This is a genomic window from Paenibacillus sp. UASWS1643, assembly GCF_008693195.1.
GTDB classification, from domain to species: domain Bacteria; phylum Bacillota; class Bacilli; order Paenibacillales; family Paenibacillaceae; genus Paenibacillus; species Paenibacillus amylolyticus_B.
Map to the genome: position 1 here is coordinate 235,786 of NZ_VXKZ01000115.1, position 22,113 is coordinate 257,898.

23 protein-coding genes are annotated in these 22,113 nt (G+C 46.0%); 15 read left to right on the forward strand and 8 right to left on the reverse strand.

All coding sequences use genetic code 11. The features are described from left to right. Nucleotides 1–46: 46 nt before the first annotated feature. Together FE296_RS25705 and FE296_RS25710 are read left to right on the forward strand one after the other, a co-directional pair. A complete protein-coding gene (locus tag FE296_RS25705; RefSeq protein ID WP_150366778.1) occupies nucleotides 47–1,234 on the forward strand; it encodes an MFS transporter in 1,188 nt (395 codons plus the stop codon). An 85-nt stretch (nucleotides 1,235–1,319) separates the two neighbouring features. Continuing rightward, complete coding sequence (locus tag FE296_RS25710) at nucleotides 1,320–1,670, forward strand: hypothetical protein (protein WP_036613800.1); 351 nt, start codon at nucleotides 1,320–1,322, stop codon at nucleotides 1,668–1,670. Nucleotides 1,671–1,830: 160 nt separating this feature from the next. Here the strand turns inward: FE296_RS25710 and FE296_RS25715 are convergent, their stop codons facing one another. Beyond that, on the reverse strand, nucleotides 1,831–2,457 hold the full coding sequence (locus tag FE296_RS25715; protein WP_150366779.1) for an FMN-dependent NADH-azoreductase: 627 nt from the start codon (nucleotides 2,455–2,457) through the stop codon (nucleotides 1,831–1,833). A 234-nt stretch (nucleotides 2,458–2,691) separates the two neighbouring features. Between FE296_RS25715 and deoR the strand changes: the two genes are divergently transcribed. From deoR to FE296_RS25745, 6 genes are all read left to right on the forward strand, one after another. Then, the gene (gene deoR / locus FE296_RS25720; protein ID WP_062836066.1) at nucleotides 2,692–3,630 is read left to right on the forward strand and encodes a DNA-binding transcriptional repressor DeoR; all 939 of its coding nucleotides are present in this window, start codon (nucleotides 2,692–2,694) and stop codon (nucleotides 3,628–3,630) included. 213 nt (nucleotides 3,631–3,843) lie between these two features. Continuing rightward, the gene (gene deoC / locus FE296_RS25725) at nucleotides 3,844–4,494 is read left to right on the forward strand and encodes a deoxyribose-phosphate aldolase (protein ID WP_124115581.1); all 651 of its coding nucleotides are present in this window, start codon (nucleotides 3,844–3,846) and stop codon (nucleotides 4,492–4,494) included. A gap of 227 nt (nucleotides 4,495–4,721) precedes the next feature. Then, entirely contained in the window at nucleotides 4,722–5,912 is a 1,191-nt protein-coding gene (locus FE296_RS25730; RefSeq protein ID WP_124115151.1) for a NupC/NupG family nucleoside CNT transporter, read from the forward strand. A 29-nt stretch (nucleotides 5,913–5,941) separates the two neighbouring features. Next, on the forward strand, nucleotides 5,942–7,120 hold the full coding sequence (gene deoB / locus FE296_RS25735; RefSeq protein ID WP_047843308.1) for a phosphopentomutase: 1,179 nt from the start codon (nucleotides 5,942–5,944) through the stop codon (nucleotides 7,118–7,120). 96 nt (nucleotides 7,121–7,216) lie between these two features. Beyond that, the gene (gene deoD / locus FE296_RS25740) at nucleotides 7,217–7,924 is read left to right on the forward strand and encodes a purine-nucleoside phosphorylase (protein ID WP_017688193.1); all 708 of its coding nucleotides are present in this window, start codon (nucleotides 7,217–7,219) and stop codon (nucleotides 7,922–7,924) included. Nucleotides 7,925–8,553: 629 nt separating this feature from the next. Next, nucleotides 8,554–9,855: a pyrimidine-nucleoside phosphorylase gene (locus FE296_RS25745; protein WP_150366780.1), complete on the forward strand. Its 1,302-nt coding sequence runs from the start codon at nucleotides 8,554–8,556 to the stop codon at nucleotides 9,853–9,855. Between the two features lie 121 nt (nucleotides 9,856–9,976). Here the strand turns inward: FE296_RS25745 and FE296_RS25750 are convergent, their stop codons facing one another. Together FE296_RS25750 and FE296_RS25755 are read right to left on the reverse strand one after the other, a co-directional pair. Further along, entirely contained in the window at nucleotides 9,977–10,960 is a 984-nt protein-coding gene (locus tag FE296_RS25750; RefSeq protein ID WP_150366781.1) for a TIGR03943 family putative permease subunit, read from the reverse strand. Nucleotides 10,961–11,042: 82 nt separating this feature from the next. Then, a complete protein-coding gene (locus FE296_RS25755) occupies nucleotides 11,043–12,077 on the reverse strand; it encodes a permease (protein WP_124115146.1) in 1,035 nt (344 codons plus the stop codon). A gap of 223 nt (nucleotides 12,078–12,300) precedes the next feature. Between FE296_RS25755 and FE296_RS25760 the strand changes: the two genes are divergently transcribed. The 7 genes from FE296_RS25760 to FE296_RS25790 all read left to right on the forward strand — a co-directional run bounded on the left by FE296_RS25760 (nucleotide 12,301) and on the right by FE296_RS25790 (nucleotide 17,811). After that, complete coding sequence (locus FE296_RS25760; RefSeq protein ID WP_150366782.1) at nucleotides 12,301–13,500, forward strand: GTP-binding protein; 1,200 nt, start codon at nucleotides 12,301–12,303, stop codon at nucleotides 13,498–13,500. A 70-nt stretch (nucleotides 13,501–13,570) separates the two neighbouring features. After that, nucleotides 13,571–13,720 (forward strand): 50S ribosomal protein L33, encoded by a 150-nt coding sequence (gene rpmG, locus FE296_RS25765; RefSeq protein WP_036613813.1) that lies wholly within the window; start codon nucleotides 13,571–13,573, stop codon nucleotides 13,718–13,720. 49 nt (nucleotides 13,721–13,769) lie between these two features. Continuing rightward, nucleotides 13,770–14,477: a metal ABC transporter ATP-binding protein gene (locus tag FE296_RS25770; protein ID WP_150366783.1), complete on the forward strand. Its 708-nt coding sequence runs from the start codon at nucleotides 13,770–13,772 to the stop codon at nucleotides 14,475–14,477. Further along, nucleotides 14,423–15,316, forward strand: a complete 894-nt coding sequence (locus FE296_RS25775) for a metal ABC transporter permease (protein ID WP_091019455.1) — start codon at nucleotides 14,423–14,425, stop codon at nucleotides 15,314–15,316. Before FE296_RS25770 ends, FE296_RS25775 begins: the two co-directional genes overlap by 55 nt. After that, complete coding sequence (locus FE296_RS25780; protein ID WP_150366784.1) at nucleotides 15,303–16,418, forward strand: metal ABC transporter solute-binding protein, Zn/Mn family; 1,116 nt, start codon at nucleotides 15,303–15,305, stop codon at nucleotides 16,416–16,418. The genes FE296_RS25775 and FE296_RS25780 overlap by 14 nt, the downstream gene beginning before the upstream one ends. 165 nt (nucleotides 16,419–16,583) lie before the next feature. Next, nucleotides 16,584–17,066 (forward strand): hypothetical protein, encoded by a 483-nt coding sequence (locus FE296_RS25785; RefSeq protein ID WP_091019451.1) that lies wholly within the window; start codon nucleotides 16,584–16,586, stop codon nucleotides 17,064–17,066. A gap of 43 nt (nucleotides 17,067–17,109) precedes the next feature. Then, complete coding sequence (locus FE296_RS25790; protein ID WP_124115139.1) at nucleotides 17,110–17,811, forward strand: M50 family metallopeptidase; 702 nt, start codon at nucleotides 17,110–17,112, stop codon at nucleotides 17,809–17,811. 100 nt (nucleotides 17,812–17,911) lie between these two features. Here the strand turns inward: FE296_RS25790 and FE296_RS25795 are convergent, their stop codons facing one another. The 5 genes from FE296_RS25795 to FE296_RS25815 all read right to left on the reverse strand — a co-directional run bounded on the left by FE296_RS25795 (nucleotide 17,912) and on the right by FE296_RS25815 (nucleotide 21,854). Next, a complete protein-coding gene (locus FE296_RS25795) occupies nucleotides 17,912–18,283 on the reverse strand; it encodes a DUF4363 family protein (RefSeq protein ID WP_124115138.1) in 372 nt (123 codons plus the stop codon). Nucleotides 18,284–18,309: 26 nt separating this feature from the next. After that, complete coding sequence (locus FE296_RS25800; protein WP_083684362.1) at nucleotides 18,310–19,038, reverse strand: DUF421 domain-containing protein; 729 nt, start codon at nucleotides 19,036–19,038, stop codon at nucleotides 18,310–18,312. A gap of 173 nt (nucleotides 19,039–19,211) precedes the next feature. Then, nucleotides 19,212–20,075 carry an SDR family oxidoreductase gene (locus tag FE296_RS25805; protein ID WP_150366785.1) on the reverse strand — a complete coding sequence of 288 codons (864 nt, stop codon included), beginning with the start codon at nucleotides 20,073–20,075 and terminating at the stop codon, nucleotides 19,212–19,214. Continuing rightward, on the reverse strand, nucleotides 20,072–21,139 hold the full coding sequence (gene uxuA / locus FE296_RS25810; protein ID WP_150366786.1) for a mannonate dehydratase: 1,068 nt from the start codon (nucleotides 21,137–21,139) through the stop codon (nucleotides 20,072–20,074). Before uxuA ends, FE296_RS25805 begins: the two co-directional genes overlap by 4 nt. A 40-nt stretch (nucleotides 21,140–21,179) precedes the next feature. Continuing rightward, nucleotides 21,180–21,854: a GntR family transcriptional regulator gene (locus FE296_RS25815; protein ID WP_150367675.1), complete on the reverse strand. Its 675-nt coding sequence runs from the start codon at nucleotides 21,852–21,854 to the stop codon at nucleotides 21,180–21,182. Between the last annotated feature and the right edge of the window lie 259 nt (nucleotides 21,855–22,113).

The following is a 22,113-nucleotide window of genomic DNA, read 5'->3' on the forward strand; positions in this document are numbered from 1 at the left end:
CACAGTCGATCCAAGAAGCTTTCTTACTGAGAAAGTTGGAACATCCATGATTCAGCAGGGAACTAAGACGTTTCGTAACATTAGCCTTGCACTGTTCGCCGGAGGTTTTGTCACGTTTGCTTTGCTCTACAGCCTCCAGCCCCTGATGCCTGAGATTAGCGACGCATTCTCCATTACGCCGGCACACGCCAGTCTTACGTTATCGGTAACAACGATCGCTATGGCACTGACGATGCTGTTCATCGGGTCCTTATCTGATTCTGTGGGCCGACGCTTTATTATGACAGCGGCCCTGGTGATATCTTCTGTCATTGCTTTGCTGAGCGCATTCAGTCCAGGATATACGGAGCTTCTTCTGCTTCGTATTCTTCAAGGGGTGGCACTCGCAGGGTTGCCAGCGATAGCCATGACATATCTGTCAGAAGAAATTGAACCTAGGAGTCTTGGTTATGCCATGGGCCTATATATCAGCGGCAATTCGATAGGAGGCATGGCTGGGCGTTTCATCAGCGGTGTGGTGACAGATTGGTTCAGTTGGCGGGCTGCTGTGGGTTTCATTGGTATTCTTGGACTGTGCGCAGCCGTTATTTTTTGGCTTGTCATCCCGCCATCCCGTCATTTTGTCAAAGCTGCAACTGGATTCAAAAATCCAATACCTCTTTTGTGGTCACAATGTCGCAATCCAAGGCTGTTATGCCTGTATGGACTCGGTTTTCTCCTGATGGGGGGATTCGTGACCCTGTTCAACTATATCGGTTTTGAATTAACGGGTGAACCCTATCATCTTAGCCAGTCTATCGTTGGAAGTCTTTTTGTGGTATATCTGATGGGCACGGTCAGCAGCACCTGGATGGGCAGACTGGCAGATCGGTACGGCAGGTCACATGTGCTTGGAATCGCGCTGGGAATTATTCTGGCTGGTGCAGTCTGTACCGTTCATCCAGTGCTTTGGGTCAAAATTATCGGACTCGCCCTGTTTGCCTTTGGTTTCTTTGGCGGTCATTCCATCGCAAGCAGCTGGGTTGGACTCGTGGCCAATCAGCACAAATCCCAGGCCAATGCGTTGTATTTATTTTTCTACTATCTTGGTTCAAGCGTAAGTGGAACAGGAGGTGGACTGCTTTACAGTCATCTTGGATGGATAGGCATTGTAGGTTTGATCGGTGTGTATGTTTTGATCGGTTTTGTCTTGTGTAATTTGCTTGTTCACAGGTTGAAGGGACAGGCTACATAAATCAACTTTTTCCGACAGCTATTGCATATCCTGAAATACCGAGTATAATACTTGGTAAATAGACGAAAAGGGGATGCAATAAACGATGAAAACACATGCTGAATTGAACTCACTTCTTGTTGACGATTATCTGGATCTCCTGAACATTGCGAAACAGCTAGGTGATGACGAATGGAAAGATGCTATTCTGCAAGCATTGAAGGAAGAAGTCGATGCGAATCATCATCTGGATTCCAAAGAGGTAAGACAGGATTTATGGATTCAATTTGAAGGCATTAATGAACAAATGCATGATCTGTTAATGCAACTGAAGCATGCCGACAGTCCTGAGGAGAAAGAGCAGATTATTGAAATGATCTGGGGATTGAAAGTAGACCGTCATGCGATTACACGTAAACTGGAAACCATGAGCCGTGCCAGCGCTGGACATCAATAAGCTCTAGGTTGATTATACATTGAAAACCCGCGTGTTTCCTGGGGGTATCCCTGGGACGCACGCGGGTTTTATTTTTGTTTTAATTGTTTACTACACTTTAAGTGAGTGTTCAAAAAGGTCGGTTTTCAGTACCGAGAAGATGGGATGAAGCTACCTCTCTTTAAAACTGTTTTGCGAAAGTGCGTGCTTGCTCTATAGCTTGTTGCTTAATCTCATCTGCACGGTCTTTATATTGATTGTGCCCCTCAACAAAAATGCCGTCAAGCTTCGGCACACCGAGGAATGACATGATAATGCTTAAGTAACGATGACCGGATTCCATCTGAGCCGCTGGGCCTTCGGAATAAATACCACCGCGAGCCTGAATATGCAACGCTTTTTTGTCAGACAACAGTCCAACAGGACCTTGTTCGGTATAACGAAATGTTTTGCCAGCTACGCAGATCGAGTCCACATAAGCCTTCAGAATGGGAGGAAACGAGAAGTTCCACATCGGGGTTACAAAAACATATTTATCTGCTGTGGCAAATTGATCCGACAGTTCATTCAAACGGCTTACTTTGGCCTGCTCTTCGGAAGTTAGGTCACTGCCCGATTGCAGTTTGCCCCAACCACTGAAGACATCCGCATCGATATGGGGGATATCCGAACGATACAGATCGAGGTGAACAACCTCATCGGAAGGGTGACTTTCACGATACGCATCAATAAATGCTTTGCCCGTAGCCATGCTGAAGGAGGTTTCATGATCATGAGGATGGGCAGTAATATACAATAAGGTAGACATGTAGTTCTTCCTCTCTGTGCGATTAATGGGGTGAAGCGATTGGCAATGATGAAGCGACCGCAGTAGTATGCATCGTTTACCTTGTTTTATACGTCAGAAAGGGATATGAATGGATTGATCATGATACTAAATTGGATGCTATATAGTGACCAGATACTCAATCCATGTATAATATACAGGACGAGTATTTATTTTCCAAAGACAATAGGATGAGTGAGATGAGCGCACATGGGAATGGACCTGGAGAAGCAACGATTAAGCATTGAAGCAGCGAAATTGTATTATCAGTCCGATTATAGCCAACAGGATATTGCCGCAAGGTTGGGCGTGTCGCGTCCAACCGTATCAAGGTTACTTCAGTACGCCAAAGATCGCGGATACGTCCGGATTGAAATTATGGACCCGCTGGAGGATATCGATATCATTGCCGGAGAACTTAAGTCGAAATATGATCTGGATACGGCACTTGTGTGTTTTGCCCCATTGAAGAGTGATGAGGAAATACAGAAGCATATCAGCAAACGAGCAGCAGACTACCTTCAAGAGACGGTTCAGGATGCAGATATCATTGGGGTGACTTGGGGAACAACCATGCATGCTGTAGCGCGCCAGCTTCGTCCCAAGCAGGTTAAAGGTGTCGAAGTCGTGCAATTGAAGGGGGGCGTAAGCCACTCCCATGTCAATACGTACGCCGCTGAGATTGTTCATTTGTTCGCTGAGGCATTCCATACGGTACCAAGGTATTTGCCACTGCCTGTTATTTTCGACAACATTGAAGTAAAAAACATGGTAGAAGCGGATCGACATATCGGCAGAATCGTGGAACTTGGCAGACAGGCCAACATTGCTTTGTTTACCGTGGGTACTGTGAAAGAAGATGCATTATTGTTCAGGCTCGGTTACTTCAATGAAGAAGAGCAACAATTGCTGATGAACTCCGGTGCAGGTGACATTTGTTCACGCTTTTTCGACGCGGAAGGTCAGTTGATCAGTGAAGAGATTAACAGCAGAACCGTTGGAATTGATCTGGCCGAGTTGAGAAATAAGGAAAAATCAATTCTTGTTGCCGGGGGACAACGCAAAATTGAAGCCATTCACGCCGCGCTCAAAGGTCATTACGCAAATATTCTGGTCACGGACCAGTACACAGCGCAGGCATTACTTCGATTTTAATTTCAAATGGATATGGATGACAACATCTGCCACGCAAAAGGGGCGGATGTTTTGCTTTTTTAGGAAGAAAATATAACGGAGAAGAAATACAAGTGTAACTGTGAACAAAAGTTCAAGTTGATTTTTACATATGTTCATGTTAGTGTAAGGGTATAGAAAATAACTAGTTCAGATAAGGGAGAGATTCAATTGACTACACCACAATTAGCTAAAATGATCGACCATACGTTGCTTCGTGCGGACGCAACGCAAAGTGAAATGGCCAAGTTAACTGAAGAAGCAAAGCAATATCAGTTTGCTTCCGTATGTGTTAACCCCGGCTGGGTTGCTTATGCTGCTGATCAGTTGCAGGGTACTGGCGTAGATATCTGCACCGTTATTGGGTTCCCTTTGGGAGCATCTACATCGGAGACAAAAGCTTTCGAAACGCAAGATGCGATTGCTAAAGGTGCAACTGAAGTCGATATGGTCATCAACATCAGTGCTTTGAAAGATGGCAAAGATGATTTCGTTGAACAAGATATTCGTGCTGTTGTTGAAGCAGCTGCGGGTAAAGCTTTGGTGAAAGTTATTATTGAAACTTGTCTGTTGACGGATGAAGAGAAAGTACGTGCTTGTCAGGCAGCTGTGCGAGCTGGAGCTGATTTTGTTAAAACTTCTACAGGTTTCTCCACAGGTGGAGCAACGCCAGAAGATATCGCTTTGATGCGTCGTACTGTAGGTCCTGACGTTGGCGTTAAAGCTTCCGGTGGCGTACGTAGCCTGGAAGATATGCAGAAAATGATCGAAGCGGGTGCAACTCGTATCGGTGCTAGTTCTGGCGTGAAGATTATGCAGGGTGGTCAGTCTACATCTTCTTATTAAGCAAAAGGTTGAACAAGCACAAGCTTATCAAACAAAAGTAATGTTATGTTCTCTGTACTTGAGGCTTCGTCTCAGGTACAGAGAACACAATTTACACTTATATTTAAATTAACGGAACTTATTGTAAGCGCTTCATAAGTTTTCTGAAAGATTACTGATAAGAATGCTTAAGCACCCTTTGAGCTGAATTTCACATCCGGCTTAACTACCTTCAAAGGAGAGATCAAATGAAATTTCTAATTGCCCTTCTTGGTTTACTCGTTGTTTTTGGATTGGCTTATATCGCAAGCAACGGTAAAAAGAAGATTCGATACCGACCGCTGGTCGTTATGATTGTTTTGCAGGTGATCCTGGCCTATGCCTTGCTGAATACAGGGGTAGGAACATGGCTGATTGGTGGATTTGCGACCATATTTGAAAGTTTGCTGGCCTATGCAAATGAAGGGATTTCATTTGTATTCGGTGGTTTAACTGGTGTTCCGGATGCTAATGGCGGATTTCCGTTCTTCCTAAACGTATTGATGCCGATTGTTGTCATCTCTGCCCTCATTGGGATATTGCAGTATATCCGAATCTTACCTTTTGTTATAAAATATATTGGTCTGGTATTAAGCAAAATCAACGGAATGGGCAAACTGGAATCATATAACGCGGTTGCTTCGGCTGTATTGGGGCAATCTGAAGTGTTCATTTCTGTGAAAAAACAAATTGGGTTGTTGCCAAAACATCGGTTGTACACCTTGTGTGCTTCGGCGATGTCCACGGTATCGATGTCGATTGTCGGTGCCTATATGTCCATGATTGATCCGAAATATGTGGTTACGGCACTTGTGCTAAACCTGTTTGGCGGTTTTATCATTGCTTCCATTGTGAATCCTTATGAGGTTACAGAGGAAGAAGATATATTGGAAGTACAGGAAGAGGAGAAACAGTCCTTCTTCGAAATGCTCGGCGAATACATCCTGGATGGATTCAAAGTTGCCATCATCGTAGCTGCGATGTTAATCGGATTTGTTGCCTTGATTGCACTTGTTAACGGAATTTTCAGCGCGGTGCTTGGCATTTCGTTCCAGGAGCTGCTTGGTTATGTGTTTGCACCATTAGCCTTTATTATGGGTGTTCCTTGGAAAGAAGCGATTCAGGCGGGAAGTATTATGGCAACCAAAATGGTATCCAACGAATTTGTTGCCATGCTTGCTCTGGCGAAGGAGACCTTATTGTCTGCCAGAACAACAGGGATCGTATCCGTCTTCCTCGTATCGTTCGCCAACTTCTCCTCCATCGGAATCATTGCCGGTGCTGTGAAGGGACTTCATGAGAAACAAGGTAATGTGGTGGCCCGCTTCGGTCTGAAACTGCTTTACGGTGCATCGCTCGTCAGTGTATTGTCAGCGATCATCGCCGGACTTTTCTTGTAAACCGGATTATTGGAAGGAGTGCTTATGTTATGTCAACATTCAAAAGAGTACATCTGATCGTTATGGATTCTGTAGGGATCGGCGAAGCGCCGGATGCAGCAGAATTTGATGATTTTGATGTAGATACCTTCGGTCACATTGCACGTGAACGCGGAGGTCTGAAAATGCCTCACATGGCCAGTCTCGGACTGTCCAACATCAAAGAAATAGAGGGTGTCCCTGTAGCGGATGCACCTAAAGCGTATTACACCAAGATGCAGGAAGCATCCAGAGGCAAAGACACAATGACAGGTCACTGGGAGCTGATGGGTCTTTACATTGATACACCTTTCCGTGTGTTCGAGAATGGTTTTCCCGATGAGTTGATTCAGCGTATTGAAGAGAAAACGGGCCGCAAAGTAATTGGTAACAAACCGGCCAGCGGCACGGAAATTCTGGATGAGCTGGGTGCAGAGCATGTTGAAACTGGCGCGCTCATCGTCTATACATCCGCGGATTCGGTTCTGCAAATCGCAGCACATGAGGATGTTGTTCCACTGAAAGAACTGTATGAGATCTGTGAGTTCTGCCGTGAGATTACACTTGAAGATCCGTATATGCTCGGCCGCATTATTGCACGTCCATTTGTAGGTGAAGCGGGTAACTGGAAACGTACTGCGAATCGTCATGACTATGCGCTTAAACCGTTTGGTCGTACTGTTATGAATGAACTGCAAGATAGCGGATTTGATGTGATTGCTTTGGGTAAAATCGCAGATATCTATGATGGCGAAGGTGTAACCAAGGCTGTTCGTACCGTTTCTAACATGGATGGCATGGACAAGTTGTCTGAAACGATGGATGAAGAGTTCACTGGACTCAGCTTCCTGAATCTGGTTGATTTTGATGCCCTGTACGGTCACCGTCGTGATCCGCAAGGATATGCTCAGGCACTTGAAGACTATGATGCACGGCTGCCAGAGATTTTTGCCAAAATGACCAACGATGATCTGCTGCTGATCACAGCTGACCATGGTAACGATCCAACATACCGTGGTACTGACCATACACGTGAATATGTACCACTGCTTGCCTATTCTCCACGCTTCAGCGAGGGCAAAAAGCTTGACCTGCGCAGCACGTTTGCAGACCTTGGTGCAACCGTAGCAGAGAACTTTGGAGTGAAAATGCCGGAATATGGTACCAGCTTCCTGAAGGATTTGAAATAAGTTTTTCAAAAACTGGATAGGGGAGGTCGGAGTAGCTTGGGCTACTCCGGTCATGCCATAATAATAGAAATATTTATAACTGGAGGAGATTCATTCATGAGTACACATATTGGAGCAAAACCCGGGGATATCGCAGAAACGATCCTATTGCCAGGAGACCCTTTGCGCGCGAAATATATCGCAGATACGTACCTTGAAGATGTTGTATGTTACAACGAAGTTCGTGGAATGCTCGGTTACACAGGTACATATCAAGGACACCGGATTTCGGTGCAAGGTTCAGGGATGGGAATTCCGTCCTTTGCAATCTATGCTAACGAATTGATCAGCGAATATGGCGTAAAAAACCTGATTCGTGTAGGAACTTGTGGCGGTATGCAGGAGCATGTACGTGTACGTGACGTTATCCTTGCACAAGCAGCATGTACAGATTCCAGCATGAACAAACACGTATTCGGTGGTTATGACTTCTCACCAATCGCTACGTTTTCCCTGCTGAAAGAAGCATATGACCGTGCAACAGCTAAAGGCATGAAAATTCACGTCGGTAACGTGTTCAGCTCCGATTCTTTCTACCGCGATGACCGTTCCGTAACCGAGAAGTTGATGAAACATGGCGTACTCGGCGTAGAGATGGAGACAACAGCATTGTACACTATCGCTGCCAAGTTTGGTGTTAACGCACTGACCATCCTGACGGTAAGTGACCACTTGCTGACAGGCGAAGAAACATCTGCCGAAGAGCGTCAAAAAACGTTCAACGACATGATGGTAGTTGCTTTGGATACAGCAATCACACTGTAATTGTTGCATTTTATATTCAATTGATGTGGATCGAAACTTTTGTTTAAGCACGGAGTGAAGGACACGGAATCGATTCTGAAGAAGCAAAGCGATCACAGGAACGATCCGGGGCCGGAACGTTCTAACTACAGAGTATTGTATAAGATGACAACAGATGTTGTTGCATTTTACTTCAACAATCATTTGATTTTAATCGAAACTTTTGTTTTAAGCACGGAGTGAAGGACACGGAATCGATTCTGAAGAAGCGTTAGCGCTCGCCTTTGTCTCCGAGTTTTCCCATTGTAAAATGGATCAAAAAAACTTGGAGACAACAGCGATCGTAAGAACGATCCGGGGCCGGAACGGTCAAACTACAGAGTGTTCTATAAGATAACAACAGATGTTGTTGCATTTTACTTCAACAATCATTTGATTTTAATCGAAACTTTTGTTTAAGCACGGAGTGAAGGACACGGAATCGATTCTGAAGAAGCGTTAGCGCTCGCCTTTGTCTCCGAGTTTTCTCCATTGCAAATGGATCAAAAAAAACTTGGAGACAACAGCGATCAAAAGAACGATCCGGGGCCGGAACGGTCTAACTACAAAGTGTTCTATACAATCAATTTCACACACAAGGAGAGATCATCATGAGAATGGTAGACATTATTGCCAAGAAACGCGACGGAAAAGAACTGACAACAGCTGAGATTGATTTTGTTGTTCAAGGATACACGCAAGGAGAGATCCCGGACTATCAAGTCAGCGCTTGGGCGATGGCAGTATTTTTCAAAGATATGACAGACAAGGAACGTGCCGACCTGACGATGTCGATGGTGAATTCAGGTGAAACGATCGACCTTTCAGCTATCGAAGGCATCAAAGTAGATAAGCACTCCACAGGAGGAGTGGGCGATACAACAACACTGGTACTCGCTCCGCTTGTTGCTGCGCTGGATGTTCCTGTTGCCAAAATGTCCGGACGTGGACTTGGTCACACGGGTGGTACAACAGACAAGCTGGAATCCGTTGCTGGTTTCCACGTAGAGCTTGAAAAAGAAGAATTCATTCGTCTCGTAAACGAACATAAGGTTGCAGTTATTGGACAAAGTGGTAACCTTACGCCTGCAGACAAAAAGCTCTATGCACTGCGTGACGTAACAGCTACCGTTAACTCCATTCCATTGATCGCCAGCTCCATCATGAGTAAGAAAATTGCAGCAGGTGCTGATGCAATCGTATTGGATGTTAAAACGGGTGCTGGTGCATTCATGAAAACAACGGAAGATGCTAAAGAATTGGCACATGCCATGGTAAGTATCGGTAACAATGTTGGCCGTAAAACGATGGCTGTTATCTCCGATATGTCCCAACCACTGGGTCTGGCGATTGGTAACGCGCTTGAAGTGAAAGAAGCCATCCTCACACTGCAAGGTAAAGGTCCAAAAGATCTGGAAGAACTGTGTCTGGCACTTGGACGTCAGATGGTATTCCTTGCTGGCAAGGCAGATTCCTTGGAGCACGCTGAGGAGAAATTGAAAGAAGTGATTCAGAACGGTAAAGCACTGGAGAAATTCAAAGATTTCTTGGCAAACCAAGGCGGAGACGCTTCGGTTGTGGATCATCCAGATCGTTTGCCACAAGCACAATATCTGGTTGAAGTTCCAGCAGACAAAGACGGCTACGTTGCCGGAATCGTCGCTGACGAAATCGGAACTGCAGCAATGCTGCTCGGCGCAGGCCGTGCAACAAAAGAGTCTGAGATCGATCTCGCTGTTGGTCTGATGCTGAACAAAAAAGTCGGTGACCCAGTCAAAGCTGGTGAGTCCCTCGTAACGATCCATGCCAATCGTGAAGACGTAACAGACGTCATTGCGAAGATTAAAGAAAACATTACAATTGCGGATCATGCTGATGCTCCTGTATTGGTTCATGATATCGTAACGGAATAATACAATCAGAGCAGACGAGATGTAATCTCATCCTGGCTGTACATGAAAGCCCCAAAGCGATGTAATCCATAGCTTTGGGGCTTTTTGTCGTTGAAAGTACGCTGTTAGTTATTGCGAGCAACTACGGGCTCTTTATTTGCTCATACGCCATCACCGAATCTGCGTTTGTATAAATGTAAGGCGTGGATGGCTCAGCTACAGGTGTCACCTTTGTTGCCCGAATCTCAATCGTATCCTTACCGTTCACCTGTGCTGAACCGATGCTGCCATCGATTTGCACCCAGCTGTCTGTAGGGAAGCTATCCGCTTCTGGGATGTGGATCATCACGCCAAAGGGAGCTGCGTCCGCGGGGCAACACATGACGAGAAATCGTCCCAGCGCAAAATGTGATTCATGATCCATGCTTTTGTCCCGATAAACGAATCCGGTTAAGGAGATATCTTTGCCTGCAAATTGTCGCTGGAACATATCAATCGTGCCGAGGGTTTCAGAGAAGATCTCGGGATAGACTCGGATGACCTGTTCTGCATACAACTTCTCCGCCAGTTCAGCGAATTCGCGGCTATACTCGTCTGGGGGAATGAATTGTACTTTGGTAGCCGATGCAGGCTGAACGGTCGTTGGTTTTTGTGTGTGATCTTGTACATTCAATTGCGTTGCTGGATCAGGTAAAGGCTCTTTTCGACGAATCTCGGGAGGGGCATAGGTGAGAGACATTCCTTTCTGACTGGCCATGGAACTGCCGAGCGCCCGATCAGGTAACAGAAACCCCAGCAACAAGGGGATAGCAATCAGACCATATACCAACGAGCTGCGTAGGAAACCGGAAGGAGGTGGATGTTCACAATCGCAATGAACTTCGTTACTACTGAACAGTCCATGCCAGGCCATGATAACTGCAATAAACATTAAGGGAACAGGGCAGCATAATAGCAGTTTTTGCATGGTAGGAGCCAAATAATAATGAAGCGAGTCACTTGAATTCAAATGTATAATGTATACCGCAAGACCGCCGATCCAGACCGCACGGATCAAGTTGTGCCATTGGATGACGTGTGACCTTGGAACAGGAGGTTTGGTCATCGTATAGATAGTGTGGTTCATAACATCACCTCATTTCTATTAATCGTCAGGATGAAAGTTTATGAGATTAATCATTTAGGTCATGAAGTATGTTGCTCAACCTTTAGACCAGCAGATTAATCAACCACGAGCCGGCGAAGACGAGCGTGATAATGGCTAGACTTAGACCAATAACAAACCGGGTACGGAAGGTCGAGAGCAGCATCAGGGTGCTTTTGAAATCCAGCATTGGACCAAGCACAAGGAAGGATACCAGCGGCCCAAGTGCAAACGTATGTGAGAACGCAGAAGCCACAAACGCATCAGACGTGGAGCAGAGAGACAATACATATGCAAATCCCATCATGAACACATAGGAGGCAACAGGACCATTGCCAAGTGAGATGAGATCGCTGCGGCTAATGAATGTCTGGATGCAGGCTGTAATCAGGGCACCGATCACCAGATATTTGCTCATATCGACGAATTCGTCTCCGGCGTGAATGAAGAAGCTGCGCCAGTTTTTTACATGTTTATGATCCTGTGCATTTGCGTGCGCGTGAGGTTGCGCCATTTTAAACCCAGGATGTGTCTTGACCTCTGTCACTGCGACTTTTGGCAACCGAAGGGGATTTCGACGAACAAACACATACACAAGCATGCCTATGGAAGCTGCTACGGCAAAGGCCAGTCCCATGCGGGCAATGGTAATCTCAGGATGGGAGGGAAAGGCGAGCAAGGTTGCGGTAAATACGATGGGATTGACTACGGGACCACTCAAGATGAACGTCACTGCGATATAGGCTGGCATGCCTTTGTGCATCAACCTTCTCACTACAGGGATCATGCCACATTCGCAGATGGGAAAAATAATACCGAGCAACCCTGCGACCAGCACACCGCCGATCGGATTCTTGGGCGTGAGTTTGCGGACCATTTCTTCGGATACAAACCACTGCATGAGCGAGGACAATAACACACCCATGAGCAGAAAAGGTGCGGCTTCAAGAAAGATACCTATGAATACGGTTTTCATATTTTGCAAAGCTTCACTGTTCCATGCTTCTTTCAGGTCTGGAGCCATTGTGATCAACACGGGAACAAGAAATGCACAAGGAATTAGCAAGGACAGGAGCTTCAAATTGGCTGCCATTTTCATGAAACAGACCTCCATAACCAGGACTTTGCTAAAATATATGCTTGTACGTGCGGCAACATACATCATTCCTATGTTCTAATCAACATTTTTACGATTAATCAAGATTCTTCATCATAGTAGAGTTGACAACCTAAAGAAAACTGCGGTATAGTTCGGATTGATCATCCTTAATAGTAATAATTACGAATAAGGTTACAACTTAAACAGAGTGGAGGAAGCAGAAATGTCAGATCAACAGGTTCAACAGCGGGTTCCAGTAACCGTACTTAGTGGATATTTGGGTGCAGGCAAAACGACACTTCTCAATCATGTGCTTCATAACCGCGAGGGGATGCGGGTTGCTGTTATCGTTAATGATCTCAGTGAGGTTAACATCGATGCAGGTTTAATACGAGATGGTGGAGGATTATCACGTATTGATGAGAAACTGGTAGAGATGTCCAATGGTTGCATCTGCTGCACCTTACGGGAGGATCTGCTGAAAGAAGTTGAGCGGCTGGCGCTTGATGGTTCTTTTGACTACATATTGATCGAATCCACTGGGATTGGTGAACCGGTACCTGTCGCGCAGACGTTTACGTATATCGACGAGGAACTTGGCATTGATTTGACGAAATTCACTCGTCTGGACACTATGGTTACGGTTGTTGATGCTGCCCAGTTCTGGCGTGATTTTTATTCCAAAGAAACATTGAAGGACCGCGGACAGCAAGCGGGGGAAGACGATGTTCGCGGAATCGTTCATCTGCTGACGGATCAGGTGGAATTCTGTGATGTGCTGATTCTGAACAAATGTGATTTGGTATCGGAGAAAGAACTTTCGAAGCTTGAGAAGGCACTACATGCTATGCAACCGGAGGCCAAGCTCATTCGAACAACACATGGGCAGATTGATCCGAGAGAGATAATGAATACGGGACGTTTTGATTTTGAAAAAGCAAGCCAGTCCGCGGGTTGGATCCGCGAATTAATGAAAGAAGAACATACCCCGGAGACTGAAGAATATGGAATTCATTCATTTGTCTATCATCGTAAACGTCCATTCCACCCGGAACGATTGCTGCGTTGGATTGTGAAATGGCCAGATAATATCGTGCGATCCAAAGGCCTGATGTGGCTGGCAACAAGGAACCATATGGCGATCTCTTTCAGTCATGCAGGCACATCGAAGCAGCTTGCGCCAGCAGGAATATGGGTAGGTGCGATGAGTGAGGAGGAAAGGCAACTTCATTTTGGCGACACGCTGCCAAGCATACCAGACTGGGATGATGAGTGGGGTGACCGGGTAACCAAATTAGTATTTATCGGCATTGATATGGATCGGGTAGAGATTGAACGTACATTGGATGAGACTCTTCTTACGGAGGAGGAAATGGGGATGAACTGGCGTGAACTGAAAGATCCTTTTCCAGCGTGGAGTTGACAAACGAAAAAGCATAGGCTAATATCATTAAATAGTAATGATTACGATTAAATAAGAGGAGGCAAAAAACATGAGAGTCATTGTAACTTTAGCCTGCACCGAGTGCGGAGATCGCAACTACACAACAACCAAGAACAAACGTAACCATCCAGAGAGACTTGAGATGAAGAAGTATTCCCCACGTTTGAAGAAAATGACGATCCACCGGGAAACCAGATAAAATTTTTTTGTTTTTTTAAATCGCAATAATTACGAAAAGAGGGAAAGGCATGATACTATCCTCCATGCGTGATGTTGTATTTGGATATGGCAAAGAGCCGGTCATTGATCAACTGTCGCTGGATATCCATGTGGGAGAGTTCATAGGCATTACTGGCCCCAATGGTTCTGCCAAAACAACCCTGTTAAAGCTGCTGCTGGGGCTATTGAAGCCCTGGAGCGGCACGATACATATGAATCCGCAGTTGAAACGTGGGAACAACTCGAATATTGGGTATGTGCCCCAGCAGGTGGCATCGTTTAATAGTGGATTTCCCAGTACGGTGATTGAACTTGTTCGGTCAGGATGTTACACCAGGCTGGGACTATTCCGCAGATTTACATTGGAGCAGGATGCCATCGTTGAACGCAGTCTGCGTGAAGTTGGCATGTGGGAATATCGGAATACACGAGTCGGTGAGCTGTCTGGTGGACAGAAGCAAAGGATCTGTATTGCAAGAGCTATGGCTGGGCAACCGCAGGTTCTGGTACTGGATGAGCCAACAACGGGAATGGACCGCCACAGCCGTGAAGGATTTTACAATCTGATGCGCCATTATGCGGATGTTCATGGATTAACGATTATTATGGTTACTCACGGGCTGGAAGAAATGGGAGATCGATTGGACCGCACCATTACCCTGGAGCGGCAAGAAAGTGAGGAATGGCAGTGTTTGAGTACGAATTCATGCAACGTGCCTTCTGGGCAGGTGGACTGATTGGAGTCATCGCTCCAATTCTCGGGGTTTATCTGATGCTCAGGCGGCAGGTCCTTATGGCAGACACGTTATCCCATGTCTCACTCGCAGGGGTTGCGCTCGGTTCGGTCATGAATCTTAACCCGGTGATCTGCGGATTCGCTATTGCAATTATCGGTGCATTACTGGTTGAACAACTGCGGCGAAGTTACCGAACCTACAGCGAGGTACCTGTGGCGATCATCATGACTTCGGGGCTGGCTCTTGCTGTGGTATTAATGAGTCTCAAAACCAATTTGTCCAAGACCTTCAGCTCATACTTATTTGGATCTATTGTCGCGGTTAGCGATATACAATTGTGGATGATGGCAGGAGTATGTGTCATAGGTTTACTTTTTTTCATCCTGCTCCGGAGACCGTTGTATAGCTTTACGTTTGATGAAGAGACAGCTTCCATTGGAGGCGTTCAGGTGAGAGGCTTATCGTTTGCATTTGCCATTCTGACAGGAATGACTGTAGCTTCAGCGATGCCGATTGTCGGTGTGTTGCTGGTGTCTGCTCTCATTGTATTACCTGCTGCCTTGGCACTGAGAGTGTCTCGCAGTTTTACAGCAGCGATTATTGTCGCGGTAATTACAGGATTAATCGGTATTTTTAGCGGGCTCACAACATCTTACCATCTAAATACACCACCGGGAGGAACAATTGCACTCATCCTGTTGGTCATCCTATTGACTGGAATATCAGCGCAAAAGCTGATTGCACGATATAACCGCAAGCGTCACCGTAAACAAACGAAATCACAGCACGTCATTCTGGTCAACCATTCTAGGAGGAATACACCACATGAAATTCAGTAAAAAAGCTACGCTCGGATTGTTGTTTAGTCTTACACTTATCGTCGCAGGCTGCGGACAAAAATCCGCTTCTGATGCAAATACAGCTTCGACAGGCACTTCCGTTCCAGTCGAGACGGAAACCTCAAAATTAAACGTGCAGGTCAGCTTCTACCCGATGTACGAGTTCACCAAAAATGTGGCAGGTGATCTGGCAGAGGTGCATACCCTCGTTCCAGCAGGAATGGAGCCTCATGATTGGGAGCCCACACCACAAGATATTGCCAGCATTGAAAAAGCGGATGTGCTTGTATACAACGGTGCGGGTATGGAATCATGGATGGATCAGGTCACCGGAAGTCTAAGCAACGCTTCGCTCATTCAGGTGGAAGCAAGCAAGGGCATCAACCTGCTTGAAGGTGGAGAGCATGATCACAATCATGAAGATTCAGAGGCAACAGAACATGACCACGATCATGACCATGCGAATGAAGCGACTACAGAAGAACACGACCACGATCATGCAGATGAAGCAACTGCTGAAGAACACGACCACGATCATGACGCCGAGGCAGAAGAAGGACATGATCACGATCACGGTGGACTTGATCCCCACGTATGGCTGTCACCTGCATTGGCTGTAAAAGAAGTGCGCAATATTGAAGCAGGACTGGCGCAGGCTTCCCCGGAACACGCTGAACAGTTCAAGCAGAATGCAGATGCTTACATTGCTCAACTGGAGTCACTGGATCAGGACTTCAAGGCGGCTGTGACGGATAGCAAACGCAAGGATTTCATCACACAACACGCTGCATTTGGCTACCTTGCCAAAGAATATGGATTGCAACAGGTGCCCATCGCAGGGTTATCTCCTGAGCAAGAACCTTCAGCAGCGCAGATGGCATCTGTCATTGATTTTGCAAAAGAACATCAGGTGAAGACCATTTTCTTCGAAACACTGGTTTCATCCAAAGTGTCTGAGACGATCGCGAGTGAAGTGGGAGCCAAAACGGCTGTATTGAACCCGATTGAGGGACTTACCGAGGAAGAGTTAGCGGCGGGAATGGACTACATCAGCGTGATGAGACAAAATTTGGAGGCTCTGAAACTGGCGCTGAACGAATAATAAAAGATCGATTTGATGCCTCTCACCGAAAAAGGTACAATAATACAACATGCTGAGGAATGGATCGCCATTCCTTTGCCTTTTTGCAAAGCAGAGAGCACAGGGATGTGCTCTCTCTTTGTTGAATAAGGTGACCGGATCGAGGAGAACAGGAGGACGCATTGCATGAATTTAAATGAGGAACATGAAGTGCTGTTAAGTGAACAGCCTGCCCATCTGTGGAGACGGCGGAAGCTGGAGCTCATGCACTGGACGGAACGTGACAAACATACAGTATCCGCGAAGAAAATAGAGATTTGGAACGGTGTTGAAGTTGATGCCGAACTCGTGAAGGCATTGTCCATACTTCAGAGTGCGGGCGTGAGGACGGAATTTTCTTGTGCAGGGGTGAGTCCGCTTGATGAACCTGTCGATCATTCCCTTTATGCTTATGTTACCCTGATACAAAGTGAGGTTGCAGATCAATTCGTACATTATGCTCTCCGTCGGATGCGGAATCGACTGCTCGTTACGCTAGAGGCCGAAAAGGGCCGCTATGATCTGTCTTCTTTTTTCATTGGACACAATCGGAGCTTCTGCTGGTGGATGGAGCACTGTGCCCTACAGTTTGGAAGCCGAAACGAATCGAGTGAAAAAAGCGTAGTATAAAGGATAGGCTTGTTTATTTGAAGGTAAAGGAGGTATGGCACGATTGAATAAGTGGGTCAAAACGATACTTTTTCTACTAGGCTCCGTCTTTCTTACACGATTCATCCCATTTTCGTCCTTGTTCCGTAACCTGGATACGATGATTCACGAATTCGGTCATGCACTAATGACACTAGTATTGTCCGGTAAAGTGCTGCGCATTGAATTATACGCTGATCATAGTGGTGTAACTTACTCTTCCATGCTGACGCCAGGCAGATCGATCCTGGTTTCTCTGGCGGGATATATCAGTGCATCACTGTTCGCCTGGCTGTTGTTTTACTTATACCGCAAAGGCTTGCACATGTGGGGACTCGGTATTATGACGGCTGTCGCTCTGGTGTCACTCCTGTTATATGTAAGAGGGGAGTTCGGCATGTTATGGCTGACCGGGTTCATCGTACTGAACGTTGTCATTATGATTTTTGGCGCCAAGATCGTGAAGTTCTATTATCTGTTACTGGCGTTTCTTACGCTGGAAGAGTCGGTTGTTAGTGCTGTATACGTTGGACTGATGTCCTGGACTCAACCTTCACGGGCAGGGGATGCAGCGAATCTCGCTCAGCAGACATTCCTTCCGGCGCTGTTCTGGGGCACGTTGTTCGCTTTGTTTGCACTGTGGTGTGCCAAGGGAGCACTCGGTCTCTTTTTCCGCAAAGAAGGCACTTCGCGATCGACACGGTCTCGGGGATTACGAAGAGCGTAACGGATATAAGTTATATAAAAGCAAAGAAGGCACTTCCTTTCTTCATAAAAGGATAGTGCCTTTTGTTTTTGGACTTACATCTGATATTAAAGAATTGAACCTAATCTCCAAGATTATCCCATAACACATAAAAGTAATAAATCTCTTCCATAATCGCCTTATCATCCTCTGCCGCAATGCCGCCCTTGATCCGAGCCAGGGTGCCCAGAATATCATATATTGTTTCACGCTCCACACTGAACTGAATGCGGTCGACGATTTTTTCCCAGGCCTGCATTGCGTAATCGACTTGAGACTTGGCTTCAGTCCATTTTTTACCCTCAACCTGTTTCTCTAATGTTTGTATAGATTCAAGCAAGCGATCATCGGTGCCAAAGGGCTTTTTGAGAAAGGATCCGCTAGCCATAATTGCAACGAACACAAGAATGAGGAAGATCGGAAGCACATATAGCAGCCAGAAACGCGTTTTCATTCAACCGCCTCCTTGATATAAAGAGTTTAGAAAGGCCCCTCATAATCGCCCATATCGATTTTTTCGGTGATTTTATCCTTGAACAGATCAACATACAATTTGTCATTGGGCAATATGGCCGCAAAAGCAATATCCTGTATCGTGATCTTTTGCTTTTTCAGCTGCTCGCTGAGCCAGTTGATATCTTTGTTTCTTTCCTCCAAATTTTGCTTAATCAGCAGGCCATCAATGATAATCTCGGTCATCAGCTTGCTCTTGGGCGGGTGCATATGCATGTCTTTCGCGGTTACGGGTTGATTCTCAGGTTTTAAAACAACAGATAGGCTGCCGTCCGGTTCCAGAATCGCATAATCCAGCGTTGTAATATCAAATACATCCTTTTGCCGCAGCATCATGGTCAATTCATCAAATTTGACTCGCATTTTACTCAGGTTCTGTTCGAGAATTTTACCGTTCTGGATGATCAATGTGGGGTCAGAGTCCATTAGTTTAGAGATGGTGCGATTCTTCAGTGTAATGTACTGAAAGATGATTGTAATGATTGTGAAAATGGTCAATGCCACAAAATGAATCCACGCCTTGGAAGAAAGATCGGTTGCAAACGTACCCGCAATGGAACCGATTGTGATGCCGTTAATGTAATCAAAATACGTCAAGTTACCCATCTGCTGTTTGCCCAGCACCCTTGTGTAGATGATCAGGGTCAGGAAGGCAATAATAGACCTTACTGCAACAACCCATGTTTCTTCCATCATATATGTATCACCTTCCTCTACTTCTACTTCTCCAATGCTCTATAACAAGCTTTTCCTACACTGGATGATCTTATGCTTGAAAGCAAAAAACCGAAACCTGGGTATGTATCCCAGGCTTCGGTCTCTATAAATTCTCTATAGTATGATGAACTGATTCATGTACACGTTAATCGTTAAACACCGGAATACGCCATAAATCCACCATCTACCGGAATGACTGTACCCGTCACGAAGCCTGACTGTCTTTCATCCGCAAGCCACATCAATGTGCCAAGCAGGTCTTCCGGTTTGCCAAAGCGACGCATGGGTGTATGTGCAATAATTTTACTGGAACGCTCCGTAGGTGAGCCGTCTGGTTGCAGTAATAGATTACGGTTCTGCTCGGTCAGGAAAAACCCGGGTGCGATAGCATTGACACGAATACCGGATTCGGCCAGATGAACGGCAAGCCACTGCGTGAAGTTGTTAATTGCGGCCTTCGCAGCACTATACGCTGGAACTTTCGTCATGGGCGATGGAGCGCTCATGGAAGAAATGTTGATGACAGTGGCAGGAACATCGCGCTCTATCATATGTTTTGCAAAGATCTGAGTGGGGATGAGAGAACCGACAAAATTCAGATCCATCACCTGACGAAATCCCTCTACAGATACATCGAAAAACGTAGTGACATCACTCTGCGCCAGATCTTCCAATCTGAAAATTTCATTCGTGGTGTTGGCACTGGCGTTATTGCCACCGGCGCCATTAATAAGAATATCACAGGGTCCAAGTTGCTCCAGCACAGCATCTGCCGCCGCTTGCACGCTCTCAGCCTGGGTTACGTCACAGGCAACAGCAATCGCTCTGCCACCCGCAGCTTCAATTGTAGCTACAACTTCTTGTCCCTTGGACACGGTACGGTTCAGAATGGCTACGTTTGCACCATGTCGAGCGAGTTCTTCCGCCATGGAGCGGCATAATACCCCAGCACCTCCGGTGATTACAACTGTTCTGCCTTCGAGACGAGTTGAGCGTTCATATTGGTGTTCACTCATGCTTTTGCCCTCCTTTGCAGGGAATCCCAGACGCCCCAGAGATACATGATTCCCAAAGCCCGGTCATAGAGTCCATAGCCAGGTCGGCACTGTTCTCCCCAGAGATGACGACCGTGGTCGGGTCTTGCATAACCTTCATAACCGATATCGTGATAAGCCTCAACAACCCCCGCAATATCAACACTACCATCCTGACTGCGATGTGAAGTTTCGATAAAGTCGCCGTTTTCGTAGATTTTGACATTACGAATGTGGGCAAATGGAATCCGATCCTTGAACTCGTGTATCATGCCGATAATGTCATTATCCGCATTTGCTCCCAAAGAGCCACTGCATAGTGTCACGCTGTTGTAAGGGCTATCATAAAGATTCAAATATTTCCGAACATTCTCCTGACTTATAATAATCTTCGGCAATCCAAAGATTGGCCAAGGCGGGTCATCTGGATGGATGGCCATTCGAATCCCCAGCCGTTCGGCTGTAGGAATAATCTCTTGCAGGAAATAACGTGCGTGCTCCCACATATGATCCTCGGTTACATCCTTGTAGGCTTCGAACAGACCTGTTAAATACTGCAATCGTTCCGGTTCCCAACCTGGCATGGTGAGTGCGGAGTTTTCCGTAATACGTCGAACGAGTTCTAGAGGTTCTATATCTGCGAGTTTACTGTGCTCATAGAAGAGGGCAGTTGAACCATCCTCCATTTCCTTGTGCATATCCGTGCGAAGCCAGTCGAAGATCGGCATGAAGTTGTAACAGATGACCTTCACACCCACCTGAGCCAGTTTCTCCATCGTTTTAATATAGTTCGCAATGTATTTATCCCTTGATGGCAGACCCAACTTGATATCTTCGTGGATGTTCACACTCTCAACGACATCCAGATGTAACCCGGCCTTATCCGCTGCCGTTTTGACAGCGAGTATCTTGTCCATTGGCCATTCCTCGCCAGCAGGAACATCGTGCAGTGCCCACACAATACCTTCAACACCCGGAATCTGCCGGATATGATCCAGCGTTACCGTATCATTGCCTTCGCCGAACCAGCGAAAAACCATTCTCATCACGTTCACCTCATCATGAATAGTAGTAAGAAAAATGCAGTCATTGAAAATAGGAAGGATATGTATCCTGCAGGACAGCCAAATCGGTAACAGTTAAATGCAAGTGTTCCTGCATCAGTCGCTCTGCTGTGTCGGCATCATGCTGTTGAATGGCCTTGACCATCGACAGGTGTTGTTCAATTAAATGATCCCACTGGTGGTCCGAGGACAGGCGTAACATGCGACTTCGATTCAAATGTACATTCATCTGCTGGATAACAGTCCAGATGTTGCTTTTATTGCAGCCTGCAAAAAGAGTGCTATGGAATTCCTCATCCAATTGAAACATTCGTTCATCATCCGGTTTGATCCTGCATTCCTGCTGCCACGCAAGGTTCTGTTCAAGAGCTACCATCTGTTCGTTCGGAAAGTTCTCGCAGGCGAGTCTGATTACGGCTCGTTCGAGCTGTTCACGCATGAACCGTGCTTCCTCAACGAGATCGACCTGAATCAGAGAGACGTATGTGCCACGCTGTGGGTACACTTCCAGCAGACCTTCCTGAGCAAGCCTTACAAAACTCTCTCGAACAGGAGTCCGGCTGACCTGAAACTCCAGCGAAATTTCCTTCTCAGAAATAGCTGTTCCCGGAGGCATTTTCAGACTTAAAATGAGTTGTTTCAGCGTGAAGTAAACGACATCTCGCGTTGAATAAGATTGCTTATTCATGGAAGACATGCTGCTCGCAACAGGTAACAAACCGGCTTTGGATGATAACTTCGGGGTATATTCCACAACTTCAACTCCTTCATTGACATACTACCATACTTGTATGGTAGTATGGAAGCGCTTTATCGGCATTATACTAAATTTAGTTGATGATTCACTTGCAGTTCAAGGAAATGCAGAGTACAATTCAGTTTATAAGGTTCGAATGTTTAAACCAACAGACGCAAATAACGGAGAAATTACACGTTGGAATATTGATAAAGAAATA